Here is a 26345-nt window from a genome sequence, read left to right on the forward strand (position 1 = left end):
TGCAATCCACCTCACGTTTGCATATCCGAGACGACGGCGTTGCCGGGCATGAGATAATCAACAAGGTCGACCGCCTCCTTTTGCGCAGCAATCGTCACAACAACAGGTTCATTGCGTCGCAGAACGGGGTGCACCACCGGCTCCTTCGCCTTGAATGCAAAAGCACGGAATACCTCGACATAATTGGCGAACACATAGCCTTCATTCATCCTATGCCACTCGGATCGTTTGGCCCTGTAGAGTGATGGCAGCCTATACCATGCCACAGTTGGCAGCTTGTGATGAATGAAGTGCAAGTTGTTGTAGAGAAAGAGCGGCGCAAGAAGCGAATTCTCAACGATAATCGTCCGTCCGTCCGGATGCTCCGACCATTGGTGCTCACAGTAGGAGCGAATGGCGATAATGGAAATTCCAAGATAGGCGGCGACGCTGATATAAAGCCAGACCGGAATACCAAACAGCAGGGAAATCACCAGCAGGGTCGGGATCAAGCCCGCAATGTGGAGGCTCCAAGCAAGGATGACCTTTCGATCACCCGTCATGATCTTGCTCCATTCCGACGCCGTGAAACCAACGACCATCAATGGAGGACCAATCAGCATACGCCCTGTAAGGGTATTGTTCCAGGAAAGCAGCCGCTTTAAAAATGCTGGCATCGTCTCCCAGTCCTTCGCGGCGCGGTAATAGCTTTCAGGATCGTCGAACGGGTCCGTCAGGCGTTCATCCGCATGGTGTTGAAGGTGTGTGCGCCGGTAGCTGCGGTAGGGGTAGAATATCCCCAGAGGAGCGAATACGAGCGCTTCATTCAGCCGGGCGTTTCGGGTCGGATGTCCATGAAGAACCTCGTGCTGCAGCGACGAATGCAAAGCAACCGCGACACCCATGATTATCAGCGCTACAACCGGGTGGCCGGGATAAAGAAGATACCCGGCAGCACCCCATAGACCATAACATCCGATCAGCAATGCGACAGTCGGCCACTCGATCCTGAGCGTTCTTGGCGGTTGCAGCCTGAAATGACGGTGAAGTCGTTTGATGGAAATGTGGTTCATGCTGTCCTCTGAAACGTATCGGAATCAGAGTTCCATCAAGTCATCCGCCGTACAACGGGATCTTGGTGACCAACTGTTGATTTTGATCACAAAAAAAGCGATATGTTTACTTTAGTAAACATTGAGGTCTTTTATGGACAAACGTGCGCTGGCGAACCTGTTCCGAACGAGGCTCATGGAACTGGTTACGCGCTCAGGCGACAGCCACGCAGCGTTTGCAACCGGAGTTGGCATCGACCGCTCGGCACTGTCTCAGCTTTTGTCCAGTGATTCGGCCCGTCTGCCGCGTGTGGAAACGCTCCTTAACATCGCTGAACGTCACTCGGTATCGCTGGACTGGCTTCTCGGTGTCTCACATGATCCTGGCCTGACAGGAGAATTGCGGCCGAGTTTCGAAATCGAAGAAGGTGGCGAGGATTATACCGATACGCTCCTGATGAAATGGCATGCCGAAGCGACCGGCTCCAAGATCCGATACGTTCCGGCGCGAATCCCCGACCTGCTGCGTACGCCTGAGATAATCGCGTTCGAGGCCAATGCGGCCCATCAGAGCGTAAAAGCGCAAGCGGTTGAAACAGCGTTTCGTCTTGACTACAACCGGAAGCCCGGCACGGACATGGAGGTTTGCATGCCGCAAGAGACCCTGGAAGCGCTGGCCCAGGGAAGCGGGATGTGGGCTGGCCTAGACCGTGAATTCCGGGCGTTTCAGTTGCAGCATATGGCGAGCCTTCTGAACGAGCTTTATCCTTCGTTCCGCCTTTTTCTGTTCAACGAAAAGGAGCGGTTTTCCGTGCCTTATACGATTTTCGGATCCCAGAGGGCAGCAATCTTCGTGGGCGGAATGTACCTCGTACTCAATAATGCCGAATCGATCCGGAAGATGCAGCGTCATTTTGATGAGCTGATCAGGTTTACACGCGTTCATGCCCATCAAAGTGCTGATTACGTGAAGGCTCTCAAAGTATCATAACCTGATTGCAGATAAAATCTTTCCGCAAGCCAGCTCACGGTACACAACGCGCGATCGTGACGCTTCAGCATGACGTGCGATGATTTCATCCAGTGGATTTCAGGCGTAGGCGTCTCATTCTACCAGGCCCCATACACACATGACACACCTCGGAACCAGTTGGCGTTCCCTGGATAAAGGCTATCAGAATAAACACGATAAAATCGTGATCTGCGTGCAAGATGTGATGCTTTACAACTATATTATAACATAACGAATGTCTAATTTGCGTCGTAATGCTCGAATATGCTGTTCCCTGGGGATGATAAATACGTAGACCGGCTTAAGCGGTCCCACCGGGAAATAATACATCGTGCTAGGTTCACACGTTAAACAATATACGTTCGACGTCGACAAAGCAGCCAAGCTGTTGACGATCATCTCGAGTCCCGTTCGGATTGAAATATTTCGTCGGATTCTAGTTGCGGAATGGGATGTTAATGGTCTTTGTGAAGACATTGGACTCTCACAATCGGCGATGTCTCAACATTTGGCCAAACTGAGGGAAATGAATCTGGTCGTCACCCGGCGACATGGGCAGCAGATATTCTATTCCTCCGCGTCGTCGCCCATACGGCAGGTTCTGTCGGACGTTGATGTTATAGAAAGTGCCACGGACGAGACAGAAAATTAAAAGCAACTGGCGACCGATTTTGTCCTTCCAGAGCCGGCCAAGTTCGGCTTTCATACATAGTCTGTTCTTCTCTCGTTCTAGGTGAATTAGATTTATCTAATGTAATTTCTCGCTTTAGTAAAAGCTTGCGGGCCATCACGGCACATTCCGACCATAAGGTCTGCGTCCATGGTGTTCACATCGTGCGACTTCCCACCGAAGGCACCCAACGTTTATTTGGTCGAATGGACCTGATACGAGCCAGTTCGCCATAGCCAGCGCGGGCCATTCCAGCGGCAAGGCGCTTTGCGGCTTTGCGAGAGTTTTCGATCAGGTCTCAGTCACGGCCTTCCGGTTGGCAACTGAAGAGAAAACGATCAGCATGAAGGCCCCGCTGAATACGGCTACATCTGCGAAATTGAAGGCTGGCCAATGGTTGCCGGACCAGTGAAAATCCAGAAAATCGGTCACAGCTCCACTGAAAAACCGATCCGAGATGTTACCGAGGGCGCCGCCGGCCATCACGCAAAGAGCGAGGCGCTCAACGAACAATTCCGCTCTGTAGGCCCACACCAACAGACCAACCACGATCAGGATTTTCAAGCCTGCAAACACTTGCGGCATACTCCCGACAAGGTCCGACATCATGCCGAAGCTTATCCCAGGATTATAGACCAGTACGATATTGAAAAATGACGTTACCTGAATAACGTCAGGCGGCATCATCACAAAATTTACGATCAGATATTTGGACACCTGATCGATCACAAAGGCGCACCCACCGATAAACAAGGGCAACATAAATCCAAGCGGCTTTGGTTCGTCTCTACGATGCGGGGCCGGTTTTTCAGTGTGCCGATCAGCGTCATGCATCTGGCGTCAAACCTCAATCGGCGGTGAAAGTTTCGTGACGACGATAGGCGCCTTGTCCGGAACCCGATTGTAGAGGTCTATAACGTCCTGATTGATCATCCGTACACAGCCGGACGATACCGCCTTGCCGATTGTCCACCATTCGGGCGACCCGTGTATGCGAAATATGGTGTCCTCGCCATTCTGAAAAATATAGAGGGCGCGTGCTCCCAAGGGATTGCTCAGGCTCGGACCCATTCCTCCGTTCTTGATACTGTACGGCTCCAGTTCGGGTTGACGCGCAACCATCTCGTCGGGAGGCGTCCATCTCGGCCACTGCCGCTTGTACTGAATGACGCCTCGACCCGACCACTCGAACCCCTGCCTGCCCAAGCCGACCCCGTAACGCATGGCTTGGCCGCCGCCCTGCGTGAGATAAAGAAAAAAGTTCGCGGTATCCACGACAAGCGTGCCGGGTCGCTCGCCGGTGGGATCGTTGACGAGCTGGCGATAATACCGGCTTTGCAATTTCTCATAAGGAATCGCAGGCAACGGAAACTGCTCGTCTGGAACAGCCGCATACATTGAAGAGTAGATTGTTTCAGCGGGAAGAGCGGCTGTTTTTGTTTGAGGCACCACAGGTGTTGTTGTCGCGCAGCCTGTCAACGTGACCAGCGCAAGACCTGAGCCACCCGCCATAAAGCCGCGTCTCGTCAATACTCTCTTGTTCAATTTTTCCTCGATTCCAGAGTGGGTTATTGCGGCGATATGCTTCCTCTAGCGACTAGAGGGTCAAGCCCCCTTCGGTTGATGCGACATTATCGCGCACCTGCATTCAGGTTCCGCGTTGCCGACAGAGCCAGTGTCAAAAAATACGTCGGTAGCCCTCTTGACCCTCTACCTACTAGAGGTCCCAAGATTAAGTGTGGAACACTCTTGGAGAGAATTTTGAAGGACGTGAATACATCGGCAGCCGACCCGTCATTTCGTCTTCTGTTTGCCGCCTGGATCGTAGCACTGGCAGCAACGGGTGGCGCTCTATTCGTTGGCGAAGTCATGGGCCAAGCACCATGCGATCTCTGCTGGTACCAGCGAAGCTTCATGTTCCCGCTTGTCGCTGTTCTGGGCGTTGGTGTCTATCGGTCCGAGCTTGTCGCGTCGCTCTACGCTCTGCCTCTGGCCATGAGCGGATGGCTTGTCGCAGCATTTCACAACCTGCTCTATTTTGAAATCATTCCAGCTGCCATCAAGCCATGCAGTCAGGGGCCTTCCTGTTCCGGCGATGGGATGACCATCTTTGGGACACTGCCGTTGCCAACCCTTTCGCTGGCTATGTTCACAGCTATTGTCGCGCTTCTTTTCGTTGCGTACCGGAGACATCATCGATGAAGAGACGAACACTCATGGTCGCCACAGGTGCCATAGCCGTGACGGTTTTTGCAAGTGGCGCAGCCATCTACAAGGCCAATCAGCCGCAGACCGTACCTGCGCAGGCGCCGGCTCCGGCCAACACCCTTGTGCGCATGCATTCGCCAGTAATCGGTCCCGTCGACGCGCCAGTGACGATCGTCGAATTTTTCGACCCGTCATGTGAGGCGTGCCGCGCTTTCTATCCCATCGTGAAGCAGCTTCTTGTCCAAACGGGCGACAAGGCCAGGCTCGTCCTGCGGTACACACCACTCCATGAAGGATCGGATGAGGTCGTCAGGATCATCGAAGCCGCACGCCGACAGGACAGGTTCCAGCCGGTGCTTGAAGCTCTGCTGGAGCGACAGCCCGAATGGGCAGTCCACGGTGCGCCGGATATCGAAAAAGCATGGCAGATTGCGGCCAGTGCGGGGATGGATCTGACGCGAGGGAGGCAGGACGCCATGACACCCGTTGTCGATGGTATCCTTGCGCAGGACATCGCCGATGTGCAGGCAAACAGGATTGAGCAGACACCGACATTCTTTGTCAACGGTCAGCCCTTGACGGATTTCTCACCACAAGGTCTTTTCGATCTCGTCAAAAAAGAATTTGACGCGACCCAGCGCGGTTCATGATCCATCACCTTTGACAATCGGTAGCCAAAACAGGGAAGTTTCGACGCTATGAGCGGTCATCACCATCACCACGATCATGCGGGGCAAGGGGGTGACAAACGCATCGCGTGGGCTATCTTCGTCAACTTTCTGCTGACATTTGCCCAGATCGTCGGTGGTGTCATATCGGGCAGTCTGTCGCTGATTGCCGATGCCATCCATAACTTCAGCGACGCAGCGTCACTCGTTATCGCATTCGGTGCCCGCAAAATCGCCCGTCGGCCAGCAGATCATCGCATGACGTTCGGCTATGCGCGCGCGGAGATCGTCGCCGCTCTAATCAATTACACGACGTTGATCGTCATCGGTGTTTACCTCGTCTACGAAGCTATCATGCGCTTTTTCCAGCCGGAACCCGTAAACGGATGGATCATCGTCATCATTGCAGGCATCGCGCTGGTCATTGATCTGGTGACCGCAATGCTGACCTATGCGATGTCAAAAGACAGCATGAACATTCGCGCTGCATTTCTGCACAATGTTGCAGACGCTCTCGGGTCCGTCGGTGTGATTGTCGCGGGAACGCTGATCCTGTTGTATGGCTGGACATGGATAGACCCAGCAATCACCCTCCTGATCGCTGGCTATATTTTATGGCAAGCGTTCACCGAGATCGGCGGATCTGTCCGCATTCTGATGATGGGTACACCCGACGGCACGGATATTGAAAAGATCCGTCAAGGCGTACTCGCAATCCCCCAGGTTAGCGATGTCCATCACGTCCACGTCTGGGCACTGGATGAAAAACGCCGGGCGCTTGAAATGCATGTCGTGATCACTGAGCTTACGCTCGAGGGCGCGGCGAAGATCAGGGAAAACATTCGTGGGTTTCTCTCGCTCGACCATGGCATTGCTCACTCCACTATCGAGTTTGAAACTCCGTTTGACCACTGTAAGGCGAGCGATGTGAAAATAGGCCATGCGGAACGCTAAGCGCAAGTCGGGCACGCCCGACAGCCAAGCAATTTCGCCGACTAAAGATGCGCCATATCGACATGTTTGCCTCACATCATTCATGGATGTGTCCTTGGACCATCAGGGCAGGAACATGCTCTTCGAAGAACTTGGAGAACGAAGCGATCCGCGGGGGTATGGCTTGGTAAGGCGGGTAATAGAGTGTCAGCCACAAGTCTGGCGGAGCCCATTCCTGTAGAACGTGCCGGAGCTGCCCTGATTGCAGATATGCGTCGACATGAAATTTTGGAAGCAATGCTACGCCCTTGCCTTTGGCTGCCATGCTTGCCAGCAGTTCACCGCTGTTGGCGCTAAAGGCTCGACCCGCAGAGATGCTGACGCTTCCACTACCGTCGGAAAGTACCCAGTTTTCCCGCCTGCTTTCCCCACTGTAACCAAGGCAATCGTCAGGCGTCAGTTCGCTTGGATGCAGCATATCTGAAAAACGGCTACTGGAGGCCGCAACCAGAATGCGCTTCACCACGCTGATTTTCCGCCAGATCGTGAACTTGTCAGATGGTGCCGCCGATATGCGGATCGCCAGATCGAAATCATCATCGATGATATTGACCAGTCCATCGCCGAGAGAAACCTCAAAACTGATCTTCGGGTAACGCTCCTGAAACCGTGACAGAATGGGCGGGAGAATTTGCTGGCCAAACCAGGTCGGCGCGCTGATCCGCAGACGGCCATGGTCCGCCTTATGGGTGTTCATCACATCTTTTCGGGCATTCTCCAAGGCCTCGAATGCGGGCTGTATCTGCGCCGCATAAATTGCGCCGTCTGTTGTCAGAGAAACCTGACGCGTTGTGCGAACGAAAAGTTGAACGCCGAGATCATCCTCCAAGGCGGCGATGGCACGCGTGACGGCGGCGGGCGTCATGTCCAGTTCGCGCGCAACCTGAGCGAAATTGCGTTTTTCCGCCGCCATCAGAAACGTTCGGAGCGCCTTGTAGTCGTTCATGGATTATTTCACCTCAAGCAATTCAATGACAATAATTATTGCAATTCTCGCGCATCGGCAACTGGCATAAATTTCCAATCACACCAGCCAACCAACGCACCGAAGGAAAGCCAACTGCATGATGTCACTTTCAGACAATCGGTCGGCATAACCTTCAAGACTTCACGCCTCCCCTCCTCCATTCCCTTACTCAACACACATCAAAAGGAATACGACATGTCCAGCAAGCTTCAGGTTCTTACACCCCAAAACAGCCAGATCATCTTCATCGACCAGCAGCCACAGATGGCCTTCGGTGTTCAGTCCATCGATCGGCAGGTGTTGAAGAACAATGTCGTCGGCCTCGCCAAGGCCGCCAGGATTTTCAACGTTCCGACCACGATCACCACCGTCGAGACGGACAGCTTCTCAGGCAACACCTTCCCTGAATTGCTGGCTGTCGTGCCAAACAATGACATTCTCGAGCGGACCTCGATGAATTCCTGGGATGATCAGAACGTGCGCGATGCGCTTGCCAAGAATGCAGCCGACGGTCGCAAGAAGATCGTCGTCGCCGGTCTTTGGACCGAAGTTTGCAACACGACGTTCGCGCTCTCCTGCATGCATGACACCGACTATGAAATTTACATGGTTGCCGACGCCTCCGGCGGCACCTCTGTCGACGCGCACAAATATGCGATGGACCGTATGGTTCAGGCCGGTGTTATTCCCGTCACATGGCAGCAGGTTCTTCTTGAATGGCAGCGCGATTGGGCTCGCAAGGAGACTTACGATGCCGTGACCACTCTGGTGAAAGAGCATTCCGGCGCTTACGGCATGGGCATCGACTACGCCGTTACACACGTCCACGGCGGCGCCGAGCGCGTGACCCATGGCAAGCGCATTGGCCCCAACCCAGCCGCCATCTGATTTGAGGCAGCCCCGTCTGAGTTATCGGGCGGGGTGACCAACTTGGAAAAGGAATGCTTCCATGAAAATCTACCTGCTTTCGCTTGCCGTCGGTCTTCTCGTCGGTGTCATCTATGGCCTGCTCAACGTCCGCTCTCCGGCCCCACCGGTCATTGCCCTTGTCGGCCTTCTTGGCATTCTTGTTGGTGAACAGATCGTGCCGCTTGCAAGGACGATCTGGAACAGGGAGCCAGCGGCGGTGTCGTGGCTGAACCACGTCAAGCCGCACATGTTTGGTCACATGCCGAAGGGCGGCCATACCAGTGTCGATCTTGCCGCCTCCAAACAAGATGCTCCAGAAGGAAACGGCTGATGACGACACGCCGCACATTTCTGGGTGCGGCTTCCAGCCTCGCCTTGTCCAATCTCTTTTCGTCGGCCAGCGCCGCAGATCCAAAAAAGACCGGAGCAGATACCATGCATCCTGATATCATCCTTCACAACGGCCGCGTCACGACGCTTGACCGCGCCAACCCCAACGCAACAGCTATCGCCATCAAGGACGGTCTTTTCACGCAAGTGGGTAGCGATGCCGATGTCATGGCGCTTGCCGGATCGAATACCAGGATTATCGATCTCAAAAGCAAGCGCGTTCTGCCCGGCCTGATCGACAACCACACCCACGTCGTGCGCGGCGGGCTGAACTTCAACATGGAACTGCGCTGGGATGGCGTTCGCTCTCTTGCCGATGCGATGGATATGCTCAAGCGACAGGTGGCAAATACTCCCGCCCCGCAATGGGTGCGCGTGGTCGGCGGTTTCACCGAACATCAATTTGCAGAAAAGCGCCTGCCGACGATCGAAGAGATCAACGCGATTGCCCCGGATACGCCGGTATTCCTGCTGCACCTTTATGATCGGGCGCTTCTCAATGGCGCGGCCCTTCGCGCCGTGGGCTATACGCGCGATACGCCCAACCCACCAGGCGGCGAGATTACCCGCGACATCAACGGCAATCCCACGGGGCTGCTGCTGGCGAAGCCGAATGCAGGCATTCTCTATTCGACGCTTGCCAAGGGCCCAAAGCTACCTTTGGACTATCAGGTCAATTCAACCCGGCATTTCATGCGGGAACTCAACCGCTTGGGCATTACAAGCGTCATTGATGCCGGTGGTGGTTTCCAGAATTACCCTGATGATTACGAGGTCATCCAGAAACTCTCCGACGAAAACCAGATGACGGTTCGTCTCGCCTACAATCTGTTCACACAAAAGCCCAAGGAAGAGAAAGAAGACTTTCTCAAATGGACCCAGTCGGTCAAATACAAGCAGGGCAACGACTATTTCCGTCACAATGGCGCAGGTGAAATGCTGGTCTTTTCCGCGGCCGATTTCGAGGACTTCCGCCAGCCAAGGCCTGAGATGGCACCGGAAATGGAAGGCGAGCTGGAAGAAGTGGTGCGGGTTCTGGCCGAAAACCGTTGGCCATGGCGCCTGCACGCCACCTATGACGAGACGATCACCCGTGCACTGGATGTTTTCGAAAAGGTCAACAAGGACATTCCGCTGGAAGGACTGAACTGGTTCTTCGACCATGCAGAAACGATTTCGGACCGCTCCATCGACCGGATCGCAGCGCTCGGCGGCGGTATCGCCACCCAGCATCGTATGGCCTATCAGGGAGAATATTTTGTCGAGCAGTATGGACACGGCGTAGCAGAAGCAACACCGCCAATCCGCAAAATGTTGGACAAGGGCGTCCATGTCTCAGCCGGCACCGACGCAACACGCGTGGCTTCCTATAATCCATGGGTATCGCTGTCCTGGATGGTCACCGGCAAGACCGTTGGCGGCATGCAGCTTTATCCGCGCGCAAACTGCCTCGACCGTGAAACGGCGCTGCGCATGTGGACGGAAAAGGTCACGTGGTTTTCAAATGAGGAAGGCAAGAAGGGCCGCATTGAAAAGGGTCAATTCGCTGATCTCGTCGTGCCGGACAAAGACTTCTTCTCCTGCGCTGAAGATGAAATCTCGTTCCTGACTTCGGACCTCACCATGGTCGGCGGTAAAATCGTCTACGGTTCGGGTGACTTCAAGGCATTGGATGAAAACGACGTGCCGCCTGCGATGCCGGACTGGTCTCCCGTTCGAAAATTCGGCGGTTATGCCGCCTGGGCAGAGCCGGAAGGTGCCGGTCAACGATCTCTGCGCCGAACCGCCATCACCTCTTGCGGCTGCGCCAGCGATTGCGGCGTTCACGGCCACGACCACGCAGGTGCATGGACCTCGAAACTGCCGATTGCCGATCTAAAGGGCTTCTTCGGGGCGCTGGGTTGCTCGTGCTGGGCGGTGTGATCGTCGTTGCTCTGGCGAACGGGCATCACAGCCCGTTCGCATCTCATAATTACAAAAAACGCAATTAAATCGAAACTATTGATGCAATTGTTGGCGGCAATGTTTCGGCCCAATATCACTCCATCGCAAGACGGATGCCCAACATACCGGGCCAACCTGCAGGAGCAATCATGACGTATCAAAGCCCTACCACCAGCCGACTGAAAACAGGTCTGGCGGATATTATCGCAAAGCCAGCAACGCGGACCATCGCACTGCTTGCGCTGTGCGCAGCCTATATTCAGGGCCCCCTGACCAAGATCTTTGATTTCAATGGCGCGATTGCAGAGATGGACCATTTCGGCCTGCATCCGTCCGCCATCTTTGCCGTCATCGTCATCGTTTTCGAACTAACGGCATCTGCGATGGTGGTTTCAGGCGTACTGCGATGGGCGGGCGCCGTGGCGCTTGCAGGCTTCACGCTGATCGCCACATTCATCGCCCTTCGGTTCTGGGAAATGGCGCCCGGTATGGACCGTATGATGGCAACCAACGCCTTCTTTGAACATCTCGGCCTTGCCGGAGCATTCGTCTTCGTTGCCGCCGTCGATATTGCCAAGGGAGCGAAGTGATGAGCGCCAGCATGTCTAGAGGTGGAAGCTTTGCCCCGCTGCGCCAACCTGTCTTTGCGGTCCTTTGGGCGGCAACGGTTCTCGGCAACACCGGCAGCTTCATGCGCGATGTCGCCAGTTCGTGGCTGATGACAGACCTTTCCGCAGCGCCCGCAGCCGTCGCACTCGTACAAGCAGCCGGTACACTGCCGATCTTCCTTCTGGCGATCCCGGCAGGCGTCCTTTCCGATATTCTTGACCGCCGCAAGTTTCTGATCGCCATCCAGCTTCTGCTCGCCAGCGTCAGCATCTCACTGATGACTCTGTCCTATTTCGGCATGCTATCGGTCAGCGCATTGATCGGCCTGACATTTCTGGGCGGCATCGGCGCAGCGCTGATGGGCCCCACATGGCAGGCCATCGTCCCTGAACTGGTACCACGCGAAGATGTCAAAGGCGCGGTCGCGCTCAATTCGCTCGGCATCAACATTGCCCGTTCCATAGGACCGGCGGCAGGCGGCCTTCTGCTTGCTGCCTTCGGTGCTGCCGTCACTTACGGTGCCGATGTTGCCAGCTACATTCTGGTCATTGCAGCACTCATCTGGTGGCCTCGCGCCAAAAATGCGGATGATGCGTTGTCCGAAAGTTTCTTCGGTGCGTTTCGGGCGGGCTTGAGATATACGCGAGCCAGTAAACCATTGCATGTCGTGCTGCTGCGCGCTGCGATCTTTTTTGCCTTTGCCAGCGCGGTCTGGGCGCTTCTTCCCCTCGTCGCCCGTCAGCTTCTCGGCGGTGACGCAAGCTTCTACGGGCTTCTACTCGGCTCGGTCGGTGCCGGTGCCATTGGTGGCGCGCTGGTCATGCCGAAACTGCGAGAACGTTTCGATTCCAACAGCTTGCTTCTCGGCTCTGCCATCGTGACGGCTCTCGTCATGGGCGTTCTTTCACTCGCTCCACCGCAATGGCTTGCCATCGTTATCCTCCTGTTTCTCGGGGCGTCTTGGATCACGGCACTCACGACCTTGAACGGTGCTGCGCAGGCTGTTTTGCCGAACTGGGTGAGAGGTCGCGGACTGGCGGTTTATCTGACGGTTTTCAACGGCGCGATGACCGCAGGCAGCCTTGGATGGGGTACCGTGGGTGAAGCCGTTGGTATATCGGCAACGCTGCTCATCGGCGCGGCTGGACTGCTGGTCGCCGGCTTCATCATGCACCGCGTCAAGCTTCCCGCAGGCGATGCGGATCTGGTATCATCCAACCATTGGCCGGAACCTTTGGTTGCCGAGCCTGTCGCGCATGATCGTGGTCCCGTTCTGATCCTGATCGACTACAATGTAGAGAAGCATAACCGCATCAAGTTCCTGCATGCGCTCGATGAAATGTCGTCCGAACGCCGTCGCGATGGCGCCTATGGTTGGGGCGTCACGGAAGACTCCGCCGATCCCGCTAAAATCACGGAATGGTTCATGGTCGAATCCTGGGCGGAACATTTGCGCCAGCACAAGCGCGTGTCCAACGCGGACGCAGACATCCAGAGCAAAGTCATTGCATTCCATACCGGTCCGGACAAGCCCGTGGTTCGGCACCTTCTGGCAATCAACAGGCCGGGCAAGGCAGCATGAAAAGATTATTGCAATAATCGAAATTTAATCGACATTTTTATTGCAATTGTTCGCCGTGCATTTTCCCAGCATTCTCATCACATAGACAGACAGCAGAACCCGCACAGAGAAAAAGGAGCCATCGTGGCACACCATAATTTTCCCCTAAGTCGCCGTGATGCACTCCTTGCCGGGGCAGCCGTAACTGCCGGGATGCTCCTTCAAACCCGCTCACTTCACGCAGCACCTACTGCTCAACATTCAAATCCAACCTCAGGAGACAAGACAATGGGCTTTGTTAAAACAACAGACGGCACAGAGATTTTCTACAAGGACTGGGGTCCGAAGGACGCGCAGCCGATCGTCTTCCATCACGGCTGGCCGCTGTCATCCGATGATTGGGATGCGCAGATGCTGTTCTTCCTCTCCAAGGGTTACCGCGTCGTGGCCCATGACCGTCGTGGCCATGGCCGCTCGGCCCAGGTCTCGGAAGGCCACGATATGGATCACTACGCCTCGGACGCCTTTGCCGTTGTCGAAGCACTCGATCTCAAGAACGCCGTTCATATCGGCCACTCCACCGGCGGCGGCGAAGTCGCCCGCTACGTTGCAAGGCACGGTGAGCCTGCTGGCCGCGTCGCCAAGGCCGTTCTCGTATCCGCAGTCCCGCCGATTATGGTGAAGACGGATGCCAACCCCGAAGGCCTGCCCATGGCGGTTTTCGATGGTTTCCGCTCCGCACTTGCCGCAAACCGCGCGCAGTTCTTCCGCGACGTTCCGGCTGGCCCCTTCTACGGCTTCAACCGCGAGGGCGCGACAGTGCACGAAGGTGTCATCCAGAACTGGTGGCGTCAGGGCATGATGGGCGGAGCCAAGGCACATTATGATGGCATCAAGGCCTTTTCGGAAACAGACCACACCGAAGATCTGAAGGCGATCAGCGTCCCGACGCTGGTTCTGCATGGCGAAGACGACCAGATCGTGCCAATCGCCGATTCAGCGCACAAGTCGGTCAAGCTGTTGAAGAACGGGAAGCTGAAGACCTATCCAGGCTTCTCCCACGGCATGCTGACGGTTAATGCCGGGGTGCTCAACGCAGATCTCCTGGCCTTCATTCAGGCCTGATACATGCCGACAAGTTGCCGACGGCCAAGTGTCGTCGGCATCGCCGGGCTAATGGCGATTGCGGGAGCGCCATTCGTCAGGCGTAACACCGACTGCATGATTGAAATTTTCGATGAAAGTCGCCCGATCCTTGAAGCCGCAGACAACCGCAACATGGTCAACGCTTTCGCCTGTCTTGGTAAGATAAGATTGCGCTCTGGCGATCCGGGTTGCCAATAGCCAACCCTTTATGGATTGGCCGGTCGTCTCTTCAAAGCCGAACAACAAATCCTCCACCAGAAACCCACTCGCAAGAGCAATATCCTCAACGTCGATATCGCGAGACAAATTGGAGTTGATGTAGGTCTTGATCCGTTTCTCCTGCATCTCGGTGAGTTGCCGGGAAGACGAAAGCTGTTGAGCGGGAGACCGTCCATATTTGTGGGCAATATGCGCGATGAAGGCGAGACCGATGTGGGGAACAAGCGTATCGCGAACCTCACAGGGCATGTCGAACATCGGCATCAGTGCTGCGCCGATATTACGGACGACCTGATCGTGCAAACCACGACAGATCAGAAAATCATCAATATGGGGCTCGCCCGCTTCCTCGGTGAGCTCAACAAGATGCGCGGTCGGGATGTAGAACGCGAGCACATCGATATGACCATTGATGGAGATCGCAGCGCCCTGCTTAAGGCTCACCAGACAGATTGATGACTTGGGAAAGGTTTTGACTGGGCCTAAGAGATCGTCAGGTCCGATATCGGAATGGTTGGTATCCTCCAGATACAGCAAAACGAGGAAAGCGTTATCAGGCTCCAAGATAACACGGCTATTATCAGGTTTGTAGCATTTTTGAAGATGGACAACCGTGAGCTCAGCATTCCGTAACGGCTTGATGACCAATGCCCTCACCGCTCCGACACCAAAGCTTGCCGCAATTTTTTCGCTGACTTCCAACCATTCACTCACATGTGTTTTGTTCTTGCATGCACTACGTCGCAGGCAGGATTGCGGATCATCGATTGCAGTTTCCTACACATCATTTGTCGCGGTATCTTGTATAAAAGCGTTCCTGTAGATCGGTTGGGTAAGTACTGACTGTGATATGGGAACGGTCGCGATTATCAGGAAGGTAAGTTTTCATGAGTACCGGTTCTACCGATAGAAGCCTTCCGACCACTGGCAAACCATCGGACAAGTTCGGTTGCACTTTGACGCAATTATCGATCAACCAAAGTCTGTCATCCTCAAATATCGATATTTTCCGCAAGGCAACACGATCCACTCGGCTCGATCAGGTGAGCACACCGCCAAGCGACCAAGGTTTTGTCATCGGGGTCTCCTTGTCTGAAGGTCACCATCGCCGGATCTTTCACGGGCATCACGCCACCGACCACGGCTTCTGTGAAAATGCAGTCTACGTTCGCAACCTCTCCGAAGATTACAAGGCCGACCTCAGCACGCCTTTCGATTTTATGCTGTTTCAGATTTCGCCATCATCACTTGCGAAAATAGCCGACGATGCGGACGTAAGTGGCGTCAACCTGCTGACGACGGAAACGGCATCAAAGGATATCGTTCTCGCCAATCTCGCGCGTGCTCTGCTCCCTGCCCTCCAAAGACCTGAAGAGGCGAACGCCTTGTTCGTTGACCAGATGACAACAGCAATCGGCAGCTATCTGGTTCAGCGTTACGGAGGAAAGACTGTCCGGACTGTCAAAAAGACACCGGCATTGTCCCGCGCGCACGAAATCATGGCCAAAACGATCCTTCGGGACAGTCTGGAGGGTGAGGTATCGATTGCAGAGGTAGCAGAAGCCTGCAATCTGTCGCGGGGATATTTCATCCGTGCTTTCCGTGAAGCCACAGGGATGACACCGTATCAATGGCTTTTGAACCAGCGCATCGATCGCGCCCGGGACTTGATCAGGGCGTCCAATATATCTCTCGCCGAGATCGCCGTTGCCTGTGGCTTTGCAGACCAAAGCCACTTCACGCGTGTGTTTTCCAGTGTTGTTGGAACGTCTCCGGGAAGTTGGCGCCGCAACGCGTGACATCTTTTCTCAAGAGCTTTCGTCCCGGGTTATCGCAAGGCGAGGACCGAGCCAGAATTATTTATCAGACGTTTTGAAAGCCTGAGCGTCGGATTTCGAGGGAACACGGTCAGGGGCTATTTGCCTTGCCGCTGAATGCATCGATCAACACCTGACGGAGTTCGTTCATCGGCCTCTCCTGCGTTGAGTTGGGCGTCATTCCCCAAGAGAAACCGCCCTCCTGTAAGCGCATAAGAAGTTTTGCATCATCTGTGACGATATGCACCGGCACCGCCCTGGAGGCATCTGACCCGGTTATGATGGACGCCGGCTGGTGATCACCCAGGATGATGTAGACCGCGCCTTTCCCCTGTCGTGCCATGAAATCCCCCAGCGTTGCCAACGAATAATCAATTGTCTGGATGTACTGGTCGCGAACCCGTTCGGGATTGGCCCAAACCAAAGAAGGGGGATCGCCGCTGGTAGCCTGACTGTTGAAAATTGTGCCATCACCGATGTCGTCCCAGTCAACGAGTTTTGGCACGGGCGTCCATGGGGCGTGGCTGGAGATGAGGGCAATTTCTGCCATTACGTTTTGTCCGCGTCCATGGGCGGGCTTCAACGCAAGTCGGTCAAAGGCAGACAGGGTGTACTGGTCCGGCATCGTGACCCAGTTAAAGGGCTTTCCGTGGTATTCCAGGTCGGATTCCGAAAGGATCTGATCGTAGCCGAAATAGTCTGCCTCCGGCCACGCCATGGTGATGGCCGGCATGACAGCGACGGTCTGCCAGCCCGCCTGCAAAAACAGCCGGTTCAAGCTCGGCTGGTGGCTGATCATCAGACGGTCGTAACGGGCCTGGCTATCTACCCATAGGCCGGAAAGCAACGTGCCATGAGCCAGCCAGCTCAGTCCGCCAACAGTGGGCGATGTGACCCAGCCGCTTGCAACATTCAGGCCTGCTGTCTCGATCTGCTTCTGCATTGCCGACAGCCGGGGTATGGTGATGCTTGAATATCTCTGATCCTCGATTGCAGAACGCCCGTAGGATTCCACGAAGATGAGGATCACGTCCTTGTCTTTTACGGCCTGGAAGAGATCCTTTCCACTCTGCGGACCAAGGCCAGTATCGAGTTGTTTTTCGAACACCTGCATGTCTGCGAACGAGCGGACGATGAGGCCAAGCCTTCCAGCCAGAAAGTTGGGTGTTCCCAACTCGACACGCGTCTTGTCGAGCCAGACAAGGATTCCAGCGACTGCAATTACGGTCGAAAAAACGCCGATGAGCAGTCTTCGAAGCCCTGCACCGGCCTCGGCCATCTGCCGAAGCGATTTGAGAAAAACCGTGACGATCAGCAAGATGAGGATGATACCGCCGGCCAAAGCTACCAAAGCAGCGGGCGTTCCGATCGTGCGGGAAATCAGATTCCAGCCATCGGTCAACATTTTCATATCCAGATAAGGATTGAACGGCCGCTGAAACGCCGTCTGCACACCGATGTCTGCAATTTTCAGGAAGAGGACGATAAAGATCAACAAACTGCAAAGATAAATGATGAGACGCCTGAGCAGACCTCGTGTCATCAACACGACGATGGCGATAACAGGCCATTCAAGCGGGATGCGCAAAAAGGCGTTCAGCCCAAGAGATTCGGGGTGATCGGGGAGAGTGAAGGCCATAAATGCGGTGACGGAGAAAAGCGCTGCGCCAACAGCGGCTTTCAGGTTAACGTGTTTGATCTCAACGCATTTTTTTCCAGTCACTTCAATCTGCCCCCATCGATGGCACGTACAACGCTCTTGGAAAAACAGACAAAACACAGAGGCGGCTGCGATTGAACAAACTGCGAATCTTCGTATCCATTATTGCCCTAGCGTTCCTGGGAACCATCATTCTTCGAGCCGACTTGGCGGCACTCAAACAATCGCTGTCCCGCATTTCTTGGACTGCGGCTCTATGTTGCCTTGCGCTCGTTCAGGTGCAAATCGTGCTTTCGGCGTTGCGGTGGCGTTTCACGTCCCGGCGTCTCGGCCAGGACATTGCACTTTTTACAGCAATCCGCGAATACTATGTCGCCAGTCTGTTGAATCAAACGTTGCCCGGCGGCATGGGTGGTGACGCTTTGAGAGCGTGGAGAATGCGCAGCGAAGAGCATGGCGGATGGAAAAAATCCGCTAAAGCCGTTATTTTCGAAAGGCTTTCCGGCCAGATTGCCCTTTTTGTCATGGCTTTCATTGGTCTGTGTATTTGGCCCTTCATCACGAAGGCTGATCTCTTCCAATATTCGTGGCATGACGTCGTTCTCGGCATGGCCGTCGTCGCAGCCATCATGCTGGTCACCATTTGGGCCAAGACGTGGAAGGCAGTTGAGAGGGAGTTTCTCGAAAGCCTGCTGACCGTCTTTGTCCGGGAAAAGGCATGGCTGTTCCAAGCCTCGACAAGTGCCGCCATTCTTTGCTCCTATATCGCAGTGTTCCTGATAACAGCAAACACTGTGGGCTCCAATCTGCCATGGATCGCGGGGCTTACAATCATCCCGTTCTGTCTGGTGGCGATGCTGATCCCGACTGGGTTTGGCGGATGGGGAACGCGTGAAGCCGCAGCGATGGCGCTGTGGCCCCTGCTCGGCGCCTCTTCTGTCGATGGTCTTGCCGCAAGTATCACTTATGGCTGGCTCTCTCTTGCCGGTGCTGCACCCGGGGTCGTCTTTCTCGTCGCTCCCGCGCTCCTCAAGCGGCAAAACCGCCAGGACGGACCGGCGTAAAGGGAAAAACGTCGAATGAAAATGTACGATACAAGCCCCCGCCAAAGATGGTCATACGGCACCTCTCCGTCGCAGAAGATAGACGATGTCAATGGCAAAAGACATTGTCAGCATGGCCAAAGAAACCGCCGCAAGATAGCCGGACACTGGCACGGTGACAGAGGGAACGAGGATCAGGCATAGCGCTGACACCTGAACCACACAAACAAATTTGCGCCTCATCGACGGGGGCAAATCAGCCGACAACGCTGGGATAAACCAGCCTGCGGCTACGAACCCGTAACGCATCAAACCAATGAGAAGGACCCATGCCCCTGCCTTTGCCAGCACAGCAGCGGCCACGGAAAGAATGAGGATGAGGAGGGCATCCACTTCCATATCAAAACGCGCTCCAAGCTCGGATTCCTGGCGGTATTTACGGGCGAGATAGCCATCGATACCATCCAGAGCTAGCGCAAGAACGACGACCCCTACCAGTACCCATAAAACAGTATCGGCTTGATGCAAGCTTTCGAAGCAAATCACCGTCGCGCCCGTCAGGCTGACAAGCGATCCTCGAAACGCCGTGACCAAATTGGCATAACCGAACCGGCGGTGTGGATAACTCGGCAAAAGATACATGACGAAGCCGAAAATCAGGGAAAGGGACAGGACTGATACTGCCACAAAATCCCAACCCAACGTCGTTTTCGATCGCACGACGATCGCAAGGATGATCGTCCCAAGCATAAGACAGGCGAGGTTCGCTAGCGTGTTATAAATAAGGGGCCACCGATCCCTTATTTTGTCAGGGAAATAACTTGGAGTCAGTGCCATTTAATCCTCCTTGGTCGGCATCACTCTGCAGCAATCAGAGCGTTGATGTCCATAAGATGCCCGGCACGAAGCGTCTTGGTGCGGAGGTAATTCTGGTTCTCGGTTGTTACGGTCCCGTTGACCGCTGCACGCGCATGGACCTTGATCCCAGCGGCTCTCAAAGCGCTGATCTTTGTCGGGTTGTTGGTAAAGACCGCAACGTTCGAGATCTTCATGTGAAGCAGCATCGCAACTGCCGCTTCATATCGACGATGATCCTCCGCAAGGCCAAGCTCAGCATCAGCGTCGATGGTGTCTAAACCAAGATGCTGATATCCATAAGCGCGCATTTTTGCACCAATACCGGTGCCTCTACCTTCCTGATCAAGATAAAAAAGAACACCGCCGCCGGCCTGTTTGAGAAGAGCAAGTCCGTTTTGAAGCTGATCGCCGCAATCGCATTTCAGCGAACCACAAAGATCCCCGGTAATGCAGGAGGAATGGATCCGGATCGGAACGGTGCGCGATATGTCAGGCTTTCCAACGATAATCGCGACCTGATCCTTCTGCGCGAGCCCGCCACGGAAAACGACGAATTCGGCATCCCCAAGTCCTTTAAGAGGAACACGGGTGCGAGCAACCTGTTCAAAGCGCTGGCGAGCAACATCAGCGCCCTTCAAATGGGCAGCAGATAACTCGCAACATCCCGCGAAGTTTTTGCTTGTGGCAGAGATATCAGCGATGACCATCGCGGGGAGCAAAAGAGCAATCCTCGCCAGTTCTGCCGATTGGCAAGCAAGAGCGTCCGCTGCGATCCACTGTGGGGGTTGCTCGGCACCAAGAGCATAGGAAAGCCGCGACGCGGCCTCGAAATTCACACCTGCAAGAGGTGTCAGCACGTCTCCGTTGCCTGTGATCCCGAGGCGCGCGGCGCGAGGGGCTGTCAGCAGAAGCGAATGTCGGTTTTCTGTCGCCGCTGCGAACTGGTCGTAAAGTGATGGCGCGACGGCATCGAGAGCAAGAACGGCAATCTTTTGGTCGTTGGAGGAAAACAGAATGGGGCGGCCATACCGGAGCTCTGAAGCGGCACGCTCTACGTCGATTTCTGGCTTGCAGAACTGAAAAGATGGCTCGGCGGCATGCGACATCTAACATGGTCTCCCTATACATTTTCGTTTTTTACGAGCAAAATCGCAGGCTGGATTTCTTACAGACGTAAATTTATTGACTGCCGCTCAGGGAACAAAACGTCGCTCCCGGTCATACGCTCCACTGACACGCACATATTGGGATCACTCTTTTGGCACCTGCTTCCGGCACGACGACAATCTCCGACCGAAAATCATCCCGAGCGTTATGGATAGAAAGCGAAGGTCAGTGTGCCATAAGGGAGGAAATCCTGAGAACGGCAGCTCCTCACGAGGTGCTTGTTCGAAGCCTGTACAGCGGTATCAGTCGAGGAACGGAATCCCTTGTCCTCAACGGTTGTGTTCCACGAAGCGAGTTCGAGCGGATGCGCGGGCCTCATATGGAGGGCGATTTTCCGTTTCCTGTAAAATATGGGTACTCCTGTGTCGGGCTGGTGGAAATGGGGCCATCGGAATTGCTTGGTAAGACGGTATTCTGCCTCCACCCCCATCAGGATGCATTCATCACGACATCGGACATGGTTTCTCCGTTGCCTGAGCAGCTTCAGCCAGAGCGCGCCGTACTCGCCGCGAATATGGAAACCGCTCTCAACATTGTGTGGGATGCTCTCATTCAGCCCGGTGATCGCGTTGCGGTCTTCGGCGGCGGCGTTGTGGGAACACTTGTGGCCAGTCTGTCCAACAAAATAGCAGGAACAGAAACCGTTCTCGTTGAGGTGAACCCTGATCGCTGTGCCCATGTGGAAGCCATGGACATCCGCTTCATTCAGGCCGGTAATCTGGACGGCGAGTTCGACGTGCTCATAAACGCGTCTGCATCCGCCGCCGCTCTTTCTGATGCCATTCAGCACGCAGGCATGGAAGCGCGGATCGTAGAAGCAAGCTGGTACGGCGAGAAAAGCGTCACGGTTCCGCTCGGCGGCGCGTTTCACTCCAGACGACTGTCATTCATAAGTTCACAAGTCGGGTCCATTCCAGCGTTTCGTAAAGCGCGCTGGACGTTTGGGCGCCGTATGGCAAAAGCTCTCGATCTTTTGCTGGACGACCACCTGGATCACTTAATTTCCGGGGAGACGGCATTCACTGATCTGGCCGGTGAGTACCCACGTATTTTGTCATCGAAGCATACGCTTTGCCATCGCATACGCTACCCATGAAAGAGAGACGATGTTCGCAGTTGAAGTCAGAGACCACATTATGATCGCCCATAGTCTCCCGCGCCCGGTCTTCGGTCCAGCTCAGGGCATGCACGGTGCGACCTTCGTTGTCGACGCAGCCTTTTTTACCCGCGATGTGGATGAGGACGGTCTGGCAGTCGATATCGGCGCAGCCACCACAGTTCTTTCTGAGGTCCTCAAGCCGCTGAACTATCAGAACCTGGATGAGGTCGACGTCTTCAAAGGCAAGATCACAACGACGGAAGTCATCGCGAAACATATATTTGATGAGCTTGCCTTAGCCGTCGCAGCCAAGCGCCTCGGACCAGGTAGCCACCGGATTTCGCGCCTCAAAATTACCTTGCATGAATCTCATGCGGCTCGCGGATGGTATGAGGCAGACCTTTGAATCAAAGCCTTATATTCGCTTACCCCGGAGACCTCAAACTGAGGACCGGCGGCTATGGCTATGATCGGGAAATTATCAGGGAGTTGAGACATCTCGGTTGGGAAGTCACACTTCTCCCTCTGGGGGACGGCTTTCCGTCCCCCAGCCCGGAGACACTGAGAGAAGCAGAAAGACGGCTGTCCGCTCTGGAGGACAATACGCTTGTCATGATCGACGGCCTGGCTTTCGGTGTCATGGACGCCTGGGCAGCCCGCGAGGCTGACCGCCTGCGGATCATCGCGCTGGTCCACCACCCGCTGGCACTCGAAACTGGACTCAGCGAAGAGCAGCAGACACAGGTGCGGCAAAGTGAAACCAGAGCGCTGAGTGCCGTACGCCACATTTTCGTTACCTCACCGATGACGGCGGGCGAACTTAAAAAGACCTTCGGCGTGTCTGGTCTCAAGATCACCGTGGCTTTGCCGGGAACTGTGAAGCCACAGGTATCGCGCAAGGTTGAGAACGACATCCCTCAAATCTTGTCCGTGGGTTCGCTGACCCAACGCAAGGGGCATGACATACTGATTTCTGCGCTCGCCACAGTCCGTGAGCTTGATTGGCGCGCAACGATTATCGGCAGTCCGCATTTAGACCCCGGGGTAGCGGACAGGTTGGAAGACCAGATCAGGACGCTCAACCTTTCAAGCCGCATTGCTCTTGCTGGCGAATCGGATGATCTGGCCGCGGCCTACGCGAAAGCGGACATCTTCGCGCTTGCAAGCCGTTATGAGGGCTACGGCATGGTTTTTGCTGAAGCTCTGTCGTTCGGCCTTCCGATCGTTGCCTGCAAGGCAGGAGCCGTGCCGGACGTGGTCCCGAGTGAGGCGGGCTTGCTGGTTCCGGTGGATGACGTCGAAGCAATCGCATCCGCGTTGAGACTGTTGTTGACTGATCGCCAGGAACGCGGCCGTCGCGCGGAAGCAGCGGCACGCGCCGGTGCGTTGCTTCCGGGCTGGAAAGACACAGCGAACATCATTTCGACCACATTGAAAGAGGTGGCATGAGCGGTTTTGACAAGGAATGGCTGAAACTTCGTGAAGCCGCAGACGGCCAGGCGAGATCGGAGCCGATCCTTGCAAGGTTTCGGCAGCATCTCGATGCTCTTCCAGAGCCGCTTGTCATTATGGACATCGGTTGCGGCACCGGATCGACCTATCGCACGCTCTCCCCGGAACTGCCACACTCGAATTGGAAGCTTCTGGACCACGAAAGCCTGTTGCTGGAAGAGGCACAGCGCCTGATCGGCCCGCACGACAATATCGAATTTCACTGCCAGGACCTGAACGACCTCGATGAGACGCTTCTGGACGGCGTCAGAATTGTCACCGCGTCGGCTCTTTTCGATCTCTGTTCCGCAGATTTTTGTGACCGGTTCGTGGCGCGGCTTGCCAATCGACGGATTGGACTGTACGCCGCACTCACCTATGATGGTTTTATGGAGTGGTCGATCAGACACCCGCTCGATGCGCAGATTGCCGCAGATTTCAACCTTCACCAGCGCTCCGACAAGGGGTTTGGGCAGGCCCTCGGGCCGGCCGCAGCCGGTTATCTCTCCGACAGATGTCAGGCATCAGGTTTCTCGGTGGAGATCGCCGACAGTCCTTGGCGGCTGGGGCCGTCTTCGGCAAAACTCCAGAAAGAATTCCTGGCGGGTCTTCGAAAACCAATCCACGAAATCGGTCATGTGAATGAGATCGAATTCAAAGAGTGGCTCGACTTCCGCCACTCACACATTGACCTGGACGGCAGCCTCTGCGTCGTTGGACATACAGACCTTCTGGCTTTTCCCCGCACAGAGAGATGAGCCTGCCTTCATGTGGCAATCGAACAATATGTCGCGTCCAAGCACATAGACATCGGCAGAAGGACGTTGAGCATTGCAAAGCTCCGTGATGGGCGCAAGCGATATGCCGCAAGGTCCAGAGCCGATGATCAAAGGCGAGATGGTCACATGGAGACGATCCACAAGCCCTGCATCAATGAACCGGGCAATCGTTTTTGCGCCCCCTTCCACCAGTATCCGCTTCAAACCACGGGCTGCCAGACAATCGAGAATGTCACGGGGATCGAGGCCCGACGAACCCCGCTGAAGTCTCACAACGTCACACCGATGTGCGGATTGAGGTGCATCATTGCCTTGAATGACGATAACCGGCGCCATGCCGTCATGAAACAGGCGCTCGTCTCCGGTCAATTCGCCTCGACAGTCAATGACCACGCGCGCCGGGCTTGGGCCTGTGACCTCACGCACGGAAAGACGTGGATCGTCATTCTGAACGGTTCCAATTCCAACGATAACCGCGTCAACGAGAGCGCGACATCTGTGGAGGTGCGCAAGTCCCTCCGCTCCGGAAATGTCGCGCGCATCTCCACTCGGGGTGGCAACACGTCCATCAAGAGACTGACCAACCTGCGCCAAAACGAAGCTTCCCTTGGCTGAGGCGACTGGTCCGTAAAGGGAGAAGGCGGGGTCCGTCTCCTGTCTGCGAAACACGTCTTTCCCACCGCGCATCGAAAGAAGTCGCGTCCAAAGCCTGTCAGTCATGTGGAGGTTGTTCATCGACGTCCTTGTCTAAAGAATTCGGTAAACCGTGGTGTCTCGGCGGATCAGATGATGGAAAATTACTGCCACCATGTGTAACGTGAAAAGCGCTAAAACGATCCATGCGCTCCACTCGTGAACTGCGGAGAGCATCGACGCGACATCTGGCGATTTGCCGAGCGGACTCCAGATTGGTAATATCCCGAACCACTCGAGGGGAAACCCATGGGCATTTGTGGCCAAAAAGCCGGAGACCGGCATGATGATCAAAAAGATGTAGAATAGCCCGTGAACCGTATGCGCTGCTCGGCGCTCGATTGCAGGTCCTTCTATTGGAGGGGCTTGTTGATAAAGCCGAGCTCCAACTCTGAGCAGCATGAGCCAGAGTACGAGAAAGCCGACGCTTTCATGCAAGAGATAGAAGTCTAGCTTAACGTCGTCCTTGACGAAGCCGATCATCAGTCCCAGCGGCCAGGTTGCGAAAACAAGGAGTGCCACGATCCAGTGCATAGCTCTGGATGCACGGCTGTACTTCTGGAAATCTGGTGTCGCGTGATAAGCCATCCTCGTACTCCTCCGGGAGAGATATTATCATACGTTCATAGAAGCGTGAACCTTAGCAGGTGCGACATAGCGCTACGGCGATGCTGGAGAGAGGTTGGCTCGGGACATTTGAACAGCGAAGATAAGTGGAATTTCTCCCAGACTTCGGCTTCGATGTCGCAAGCCGGCGAAACCATGACGAGACGACCGCCCCGGAACAATCGCCCGGCAGTTCGACGTGCATGCCAACCAGATCATGCGACGGAAGGATCAGCTTATCCAGGGGCGACAGGCGTTTTCGGCGATGAAGCGAAGACTGAACCAGCAGGACCAACCGTGTTTGCACAGAGATAGGCGAACTGACACTGGAGAACGTTTTTTTACCCGGAGCGCTCGGCAAGGCGGGATGGTTGGGCGTAAAGAAATGATATACCGCGAGCACAGGCTGTCGGTCTTAAGGCAAGCCAAGGCTCCCTGGCAGCGGCCCCTATTCGCCGCGTCTGGTAAACTCGTCGCTGAATTTCGATTGCGCATGATGCTGTTCCTGCCTCAAAATTAGGAAGACGGCATCTACAAATCGTGGGGCAATCCACGGTGCCATCATCTCCTTCTTTCAATACGAACATCACTCGATCACGTCCGCGTCGCCACCACGCATAAGAATAACTGCCTAAGATCGCATTTTACGACTTGCATAGCCGATCGAATCATTTATATGACGCCTAGCGAAGCGGCGTAGCCACTTTTCTTGCGTTGGGGAATAGTTCAACGGTAGAACGACGGACTCTGACTCCGTTAATCTTGGTTCGAATCCAGGTTCCCCAGCCAACTCTCCCTAAATACC

General features: G+C 55.1%; 27 protein-coding genes, 1 tRNA gene and 1 pseudogene. 19 read left to right on the forward strand and 10 right to left on the reverse strand.

Annotation, left to right across the window (positions count from 1 at the left end; genetic code table 11):
• Positions 1–11: 11 nt before the first annotated feature.
• Positions 12–1052 (reverse strand): fatty acid desaturase, encoded by a 1041-nt coding sequence (locus tag RMR21_RS16460; RefSeq protein WP_498670547.1) that lies wholly within the window; start codon positions 1050–1052, stop codon positions 12–14.
• 133 nt (positions 1053–1185) lie between these two features.
• On the opposite strand from RMR21_RS16460, the gene RMR21_RS16465 reads away from it, so the two are divergent.
• Both RMR21_RS16465 and RMR21_RS16470 read left to right on the forward strand, forming a co-directional pair.
• The gene (locus tag RMR21_RS16465; protein ID WP_498670548.1) at positions 1186–2022 is read left to right on the forward strand and encodes a helix-turn-helix domain-containing protein; all 837 of its coding nucleotides are present in this window, start codon (positions 1186–1188) and stop codon (positions 2020–2022) included.
• Positions 2023–2374: 352 nt separating this feature from the next.
• Positions 2375–2695, forward strand: a complete 321-nt coding sequence (locus RMR21_RS16470; RefSeq protein WP_498670549.1) for an ArsR/SmtB family transcription factor — start codon at positions 2375–2377, stop codon at positions 2693–2695.
• A 309-nt stretch (positions 2696–3004) separates the two neighbouring features.
• On the opposite strand, the gene lspA is transcribed toward RMR21_RS16470, so the two are convergent.
• Both lspA and RMR21_RS16480 read right to left on the reverse strand, forming a co-directional pair.
• Positions 3005–3442, reverse strand: a complete 438-nt coding sequence (gene lspA, locus RMR21_RS16475; protein ID WP_498670550.1) for a signal peptidase II — start codon at positions 3440–3442, stop codon at positions 3005–3007.
• Positions 3443–3553: 111 nt separating this feature from the next.
• Entirely contained in the window at positions 3554–4225 is a 672-nt protein-coding gene (locus tag RMR21_RS16480) for a L,D-transpeptidase (protein ID WP_498671752.1), read from the reverse strand.
• Positions 4226–4483: 258 nt separating this feature from the next.
• On the opposite strand from RMR21_RS16480, the gene RMR21_RS16485 reads away from it, so the two are divergent.
• The 3 genes from RMR21_RS16485 to RMR21_RS16495 are packed head-to-tail and all read left to right on the forward strand — an operon-like array spanning position 4484 to position 6543.
• Positions 4484–4915 carry a disulfide bond formation protein B gene (locus tag RMR21_RS16485; protein ID WP_498671753.1) on the forward strand — a complete coding sequence of 144 codons (432 nt, stop codon included), beginning with the start codon at positions 4484–4486 and terminating at the stop codon, positions 4913–4915.
• Entirely contained in the window at positions 4912–5571 is a 660-nt protein-coding gene (locus RMR21_RS16490; RefSeq protein WP_498670553.1) for a DsbA family protein, read from the forward strand. Before RMR21_RS16485 ends, RMR21_RS16490 begins: the two co-directional genes overlap by 4 nt.
• A 48-nt stretch (positions 5572–5619) precedes the next feature.
• Positions 5620–6543, forward strand: coding sequence for a cation diffusion facilitator family transporter (locus tag RMR21_RS16495; protein ID WP_498670554.1), 924 nt, complete (start codon positions 5620–5622; stop codon positions 6541–6543).
• 76 nt (positions 6544–6619) lie between these two features.
• Here RMR21_RS16495 and RMR21_RS16500 read toward each other — a convergent pair whose 3' ends face one another.
• Positions 6620–7528 (reverse strand): LysR family transcriptional regulator, encoded by a 909-nt coding sequence (locus RMR21_RS16500; RefSeq protein WP_498670555.1) that lies wholly within the window; start codon positions 7526–7528, stop codon positions 6620–6622.
• Between the two features lie 216 nt (positions 7529–7744).
• Between RMR21_RS16500 and RMR21_RS16505 the strand changes: the two genes are divergently transcribed.
• The 6 genes from RMR21_RS16505 to RMR21_RS16530 all read left to right on the forward strand — a co-directional run bounded on the left by RMR21_RS16505 (position 7745) and on the right by RMR21_RS16530 (position 14087).
• Positions 7745–8437, forward strand: a complete 693-nt coding sequence (locus tag RMR21_RS16505; protein WP_498670556.1) for a hydrolase — start codon at positions 7745–7747, stop codon at positions 8435–8437.
• Positions 8438–8498: 61 nt separating this feature from the next.
• Positions 8499–8789, forward strand: a complete 291-nt coding sequence (locus RMR21_RS16510; protein ID WP_498670557.1) for a XapX domain-containing protein — start codon at positions 8499–8501, stop codon at positions 8787–8789.
• A complete protein-coding gene (locus RMR21_RS16515) occupies positions 8789–10771 on the forward strand; it encodes an amidohydrolase (protein WP_498670558.1) in 1983 nt (660 codons plus the stop codon). Before RMR21_RS16510 ends, RMR21_RS16515 begins: the two co-directional genes overlap by 1 nt.
• Positions 10772–10941: 170 nt before the next feature.
• Complete coding sequence (locus tag RMR21_RS16520; RefSeq protein WP_498670559.1) at positions 10942–11382, forward strand: DoxX family protein; 441 nt, start codon at positions 10942–10944, stop codon at positions 11380–11382.
• Positions 11382–12983 carry an MFS transporter gene (locus tag RMR21_RS16525; protein ID WP_498670560.1) on the forward strand — a complete coding sequence of 534 codons (1602 nt, stop codon included), beginning with the start codon at positions 11382–11384 and terminating at the stop codon, positions 12981–12983. The genes RMR21_RS16520 and RMR21_RS16525 overlap by 1 nt, the downstream gene beginning before the upstream one ends.
• A 267-nt stretch (positions 12984–13250) precedes the next feature.
• Positions 13251–14087 carry an alpha/beta fold hydrolase gene (locus tag RMR21_RS16530; protein WP_498670561.1) on the forward strand — a complete coding sequence of 279 codons (837 nt, stop codon included), beginning with the start codon at positions 13251–13253 and terminating at the stop codon, positions 14085–14087.
• A gap of 48 nt (positions 14088–14135) precedes the next feature.
• Here RMR21_RS16530 and RMR21_RS16535 read toward each other — a convergent pair whose 3' ends face one another.
• Positions 14136–15041, reverse strand: coding sequence for a helix-turn-helix transcriptional regulator (locus tag RMR21_RS16535; protein ID WP_498670562.1), 906 nt, complete (start codon positions 15039–15041; stop codon positions 14136–14138).
• Positions 15042–15214: 173 nt separating this feature from the next.
• On the opposite strand from RMR21_RS16535, the gene RMR21_RS16540 reads away from it, so the two are divergent.
• The gene (locus tag RMR21_RS16540) at positions 15215–16126 is read left to right on the forward strand and encodes an AraC family transcriptional regulator (RefSeq protein ID WP_498670563.1); all 912 of its coding nucleotides are present in this window, start codon (positions 15215–15217) and stop codon (positions 16124–16126) included.
• A gap of 109 nt (positions 16127–16235) precedes the next feature.
• On the opposite strand, the gene RMR21_RS16545 is transcribed toward RMR21_RS16540, so the two are convergent.
• Positions 16236–17867, reverse strand: a complete 1632-nt coding sequence (locus RMR21_RS16545) for a sulfatase-like hydrolase/transferase (protein WP_498670564.1) — start codon at positions 17865–17867, stop codon at positions 16236–16238.
• A gap of 71 nt (positions 17868–17938) precedes the next feature.
• On the opposite strand from RMR21_RS16545, the gene RMR21_RS16550 reads away from it, so the two are divergent.
• Positions 17939–18868, forward strand: coding sequence for a lysylphosphatidylglycerol synthase transmembrane domain-containing protein (locus tag RMR21_RS16550; protein ID WP_498670565.1), 930 nt, complete (start codon positions 17939–17941; stop codon positions 18866–18868).
• Positions 18869–18919: 51 nt separating this feature from the next.
• Here the strand turns inward: RMR21_RS16550 and RMR21_RS16555 are convergent, their stop codons facing one another.
• A complete protein-coding gene (locus RMR21_RS16555) occupies positions 18920–19534 on the reverse strand; it encodes a CDP-alcohol phosphatidyltransferase family protein (RefSeq protein WP_498670566.1) in 615 nt (204 codons plus the stop codon).
• A gap of 170 nt (positions 19535–19704) precedes the next feature.
• On the reverse strand, positions 19705–20811 hold the full coding sequence (ribA, locus tag RMR21_RS16560; protein WP_498670567.1) for a GTP cyclohydrolase II RibA: 1107 nt from the start codon (positions 20809–20811) through the stop codon (positions 19705–19707).
• 365 nt (positions 20812–21176) lie between these two features.
• Between ribA and RMR21_RS16565 the strand changes: the two genes are divergently transcribed.
• Genes RMR21_RS16565 through RMR21_RS16580 form a run of 4 tightly spaced genes read left to right on the forward strand, consistent with a single transcriptional unit; the run spans position 21177 to position 24220 of the window.
• Complete coding sequence (locus RMR21_RS16565; protein ID WP_498670568.1) at positions 21177–21968, forward strand: zinc-dependent alcohol dehydrogenase; 792 nt, start codon at positions 21177–21179, stop codon at positions 21966–21968.
• A gap of 10 nt (positions 21969–21978) precedes the next feature.
• Entirely contained in the window at positions 21979–22377 is a 399-nt protein-coding gene (locus tag RMR21_RS16570) for a 6-pyruvoyl trahydropterin synthase family protein (protein ID WP_498670569.1), read from the forward strand.
• Positions 22374–23420 carry a glycosyltransferase family 4 protein gene (locus RMR21_RS16575; RefSeq protein ID WP_498670570.1) on the forward strand — a complete coding sequence of 349 codons (1047 nt, stop codon included), beginning with the start codon at positions 22374–22376 and terminating at the stop codon, positions 23418–23420. The genes RMR21_RS16570 and RMR21_RS16575 overlap by 4 nt, the downstream gene beginning before the upstream one ends.
• The gene (locus tag RMR21_RS16580; RefSeq protein ID WP_498670572.1) at positions 23417–24220 is read left to right on the forward strand and encodes a methyltransferase domain-containing protein; all 804 of its coding nucleotides are present in this window, start codon (positions 23417–23419) and stop codon (positions 24218–24220) included. The genes RMR21_RS16575 and RMR21_RS16580 overlap by 4 nt, the downstream gene beginning before the upstream one ends.
• On the opposite strand, the gene RMR21_RS16585 is transcribed toward RMR21_RS16580, so the two are convergent.
• Complete coding sequence (locus tag RMR21_RS16585; RefSeq protein ID WP_498670573.1) at positions 24143–24961, reverse strand: RibD family protein; 819 nt, start codon at positions 24959–24961, stop codon at positions 24143–24145. The two genes, RMR21_RS16580 and RMR21_RS16585, sit on opposite strands and share 78 nt — an antisense overlap.
• A 27-nt stretch (positions 24962–24988) precedes the next feature.
• Positions 24989–25522 (reverse strand): cytochrome b, encoded by a 534-nt coding sequence (locus RMR21_RS16590; protein WP_498670574.1) that lies wholly within the window; start codon positions 25520–25522, stop codon positions 24989–24991.
• Positions 25523–25675: 153 nt separating this feature from the next.
• Between RMR21_RS16590 and RMR21_RS16595 the strand changes: the two are divergent.
• Positions 25676–25970: pseudogene (locus RMR21_RS16595) on the forward strand (IS3 family transposase); the annotation flags it as partial.
• Positions 25971–26255: 285 nt separating this feature from the next.
• Positions 26256–26329 (forward strand) — tRNA-Gln (locus RMR21_RS16600).
• Positions 26330–26345: the final 16 nt, after the last annotated feature.

The organism is Agrobacterium sp. rho-8.1 (assembly GCF_033957725.1).
In the GTDB taxonomy this organism is placed as follows: Bacteria; Pseudomonadota; Alphaproteobacteria; order Rhizobiales; family Rhizobiaceae; genus Agrobacterium.

What these genes read in the sequence shown, in the direction of transcription:
- RMR21_RS16460 (WP_498670547.1), bottom strand. Translation starts at nt 1,052, where the DNA reads ATGAACCACATTTCCATCAAACGACTTCACCGTCATTTCAGGCTGCAA.
- RMR21_RS16465 (WP_498670548.1), top strand. Translation starts at nt 1,186, where the DNA reads ATGGACAAACGTGCGCTGGCGAACCTGTTCCGAACGAGGCTCATGGAA.
- RMR21_RS16480 (WP_498671752.1), bottom strand. Translation starts at nt 4,225, where the DNA reads ATGGCGGGTGGCTCAGGTCTTGCGCTGGTCACGTTGACAGGCTGCGCG.
- RMR21_RS16490 (WP_498670553.1), top strand. Translation starts at nt 4,912, where the DNA reads ATGAAGAGACGAACACTCATGGTCGCCACAGGTGCCATAGCCGTGACG.
- RMR21_RS16495 (WP_498670554.1), top strand. Translation starts at nt 5,620, where the DNA reads ATGAGCGGTCATCACCATCACCACGATCATGCGGGGCAAGGGGGTGAC.
- RMR21_RS16500 (WP_498670555.1), bottom strand. Translation starts at nt 7,528, where the DNA reads ATGAACGACTACAAGGCGCTCCGAACGTTTCTGATGGCGGCGGAAAAA.
- RMR21_RS16505 (WP_498670556.1), top strand. Translation starts at nt 7,745, where the DNA reads ATGTCCAGCAAGCTTCAGGTTCTTACACCCCAAAACAGCCAGATCATC.
- RMR21_RS16510 (WP_498670557.1), top strand. Translation starts at nt 8,499, where the DNA reads ATGAAAATCTACCTGCTTTCGCTTGCCGTCGGTCTTCTCGTCGGTGTC.
- RMR21_RS16515 (WP_498670558.1), top strand. Translation starts at nt 8,789, where the DNA reads ATGACGACACGCCGCACATTTCTGGGTGCGGCTTCCAGCCTCGCCTTG.
- RMR21_RS16520 (WP_498670559.1), top strand. Translation starts at nt 10,942, where the DNA reads ATGACGTATCAAAGCCCTACCACCAGCCGACTGAAAACAGGTCTGGCG.
- RMR21_RS16525 (WP_498670560.1), top strand. Translation starts at nt 11,382, where the DNA reads ATGAGCGCCAGCATGTCTAGAGGTGGAAGCTTTGCCCCGCTGCGCCAA.
- RMR21_RS16530 (WP_498670561.1), top strand. Translation starts at nt 13,251, where the DNA reads ATGGGCTTTGTTAAAACAACAGACGGCACAGAGATTTTCTACAAGGAC.
- RMR21_RS16540 (WP_498670563.1), top strand. Translation starts at nt 15,215, where the DNA reads ATGAGTACCGGTTCTACCGATAGAAGCCTTCCGACCACTGGCAAACCA.
- ribA (WP_498670567.1), bottom strand. Translation starts at nt 20,811, where the DNA reads ATGTCGCATGCCGCCGAGCCATCTTTTCAGTTCTGCAAGCCAGAAATC.
- RMR21_RS16565 (WP_498670568.1), top strand. Translation starts at nt 21,177, where the DNA reads ATGCGCGGGCCTCATATGGAGGGCGATTTTCCGTTTCCTGTAAAATAT.
- RMR21_RS16570 (WP_498670569.1), top strand. Translation starts at nt 21,979, where the DNA reads ATGTTCGCAGTTGAAGTCAGAGACCACATTATGATCGCCCATAGTCTC.
- RMR21_RS16580 (WP_498670572.1), top strand. Translation starts at nt 23,417, where the DNA reads ATGAGCGGTTTTGACAAGGAATGGCTGAAACTTCGTGAAGCCGCAGAC.
- RMR21_RS16585 (WP_498670573.1), bottom strand. Translation starts at nt 24,961, where the DNA reads ATGACTGACAGGCTTTGGACGCGACTTCTTTCGATGCGCGGTGGGAAA.
- RMR21_RS16590 (WP_498670574.1), bottom strand. Translation starts at nt 25,522, where the DNA reads ATGGCTTATCACGCGACACCAGATTTCCAGAAGTACAGCCGTGCATCC.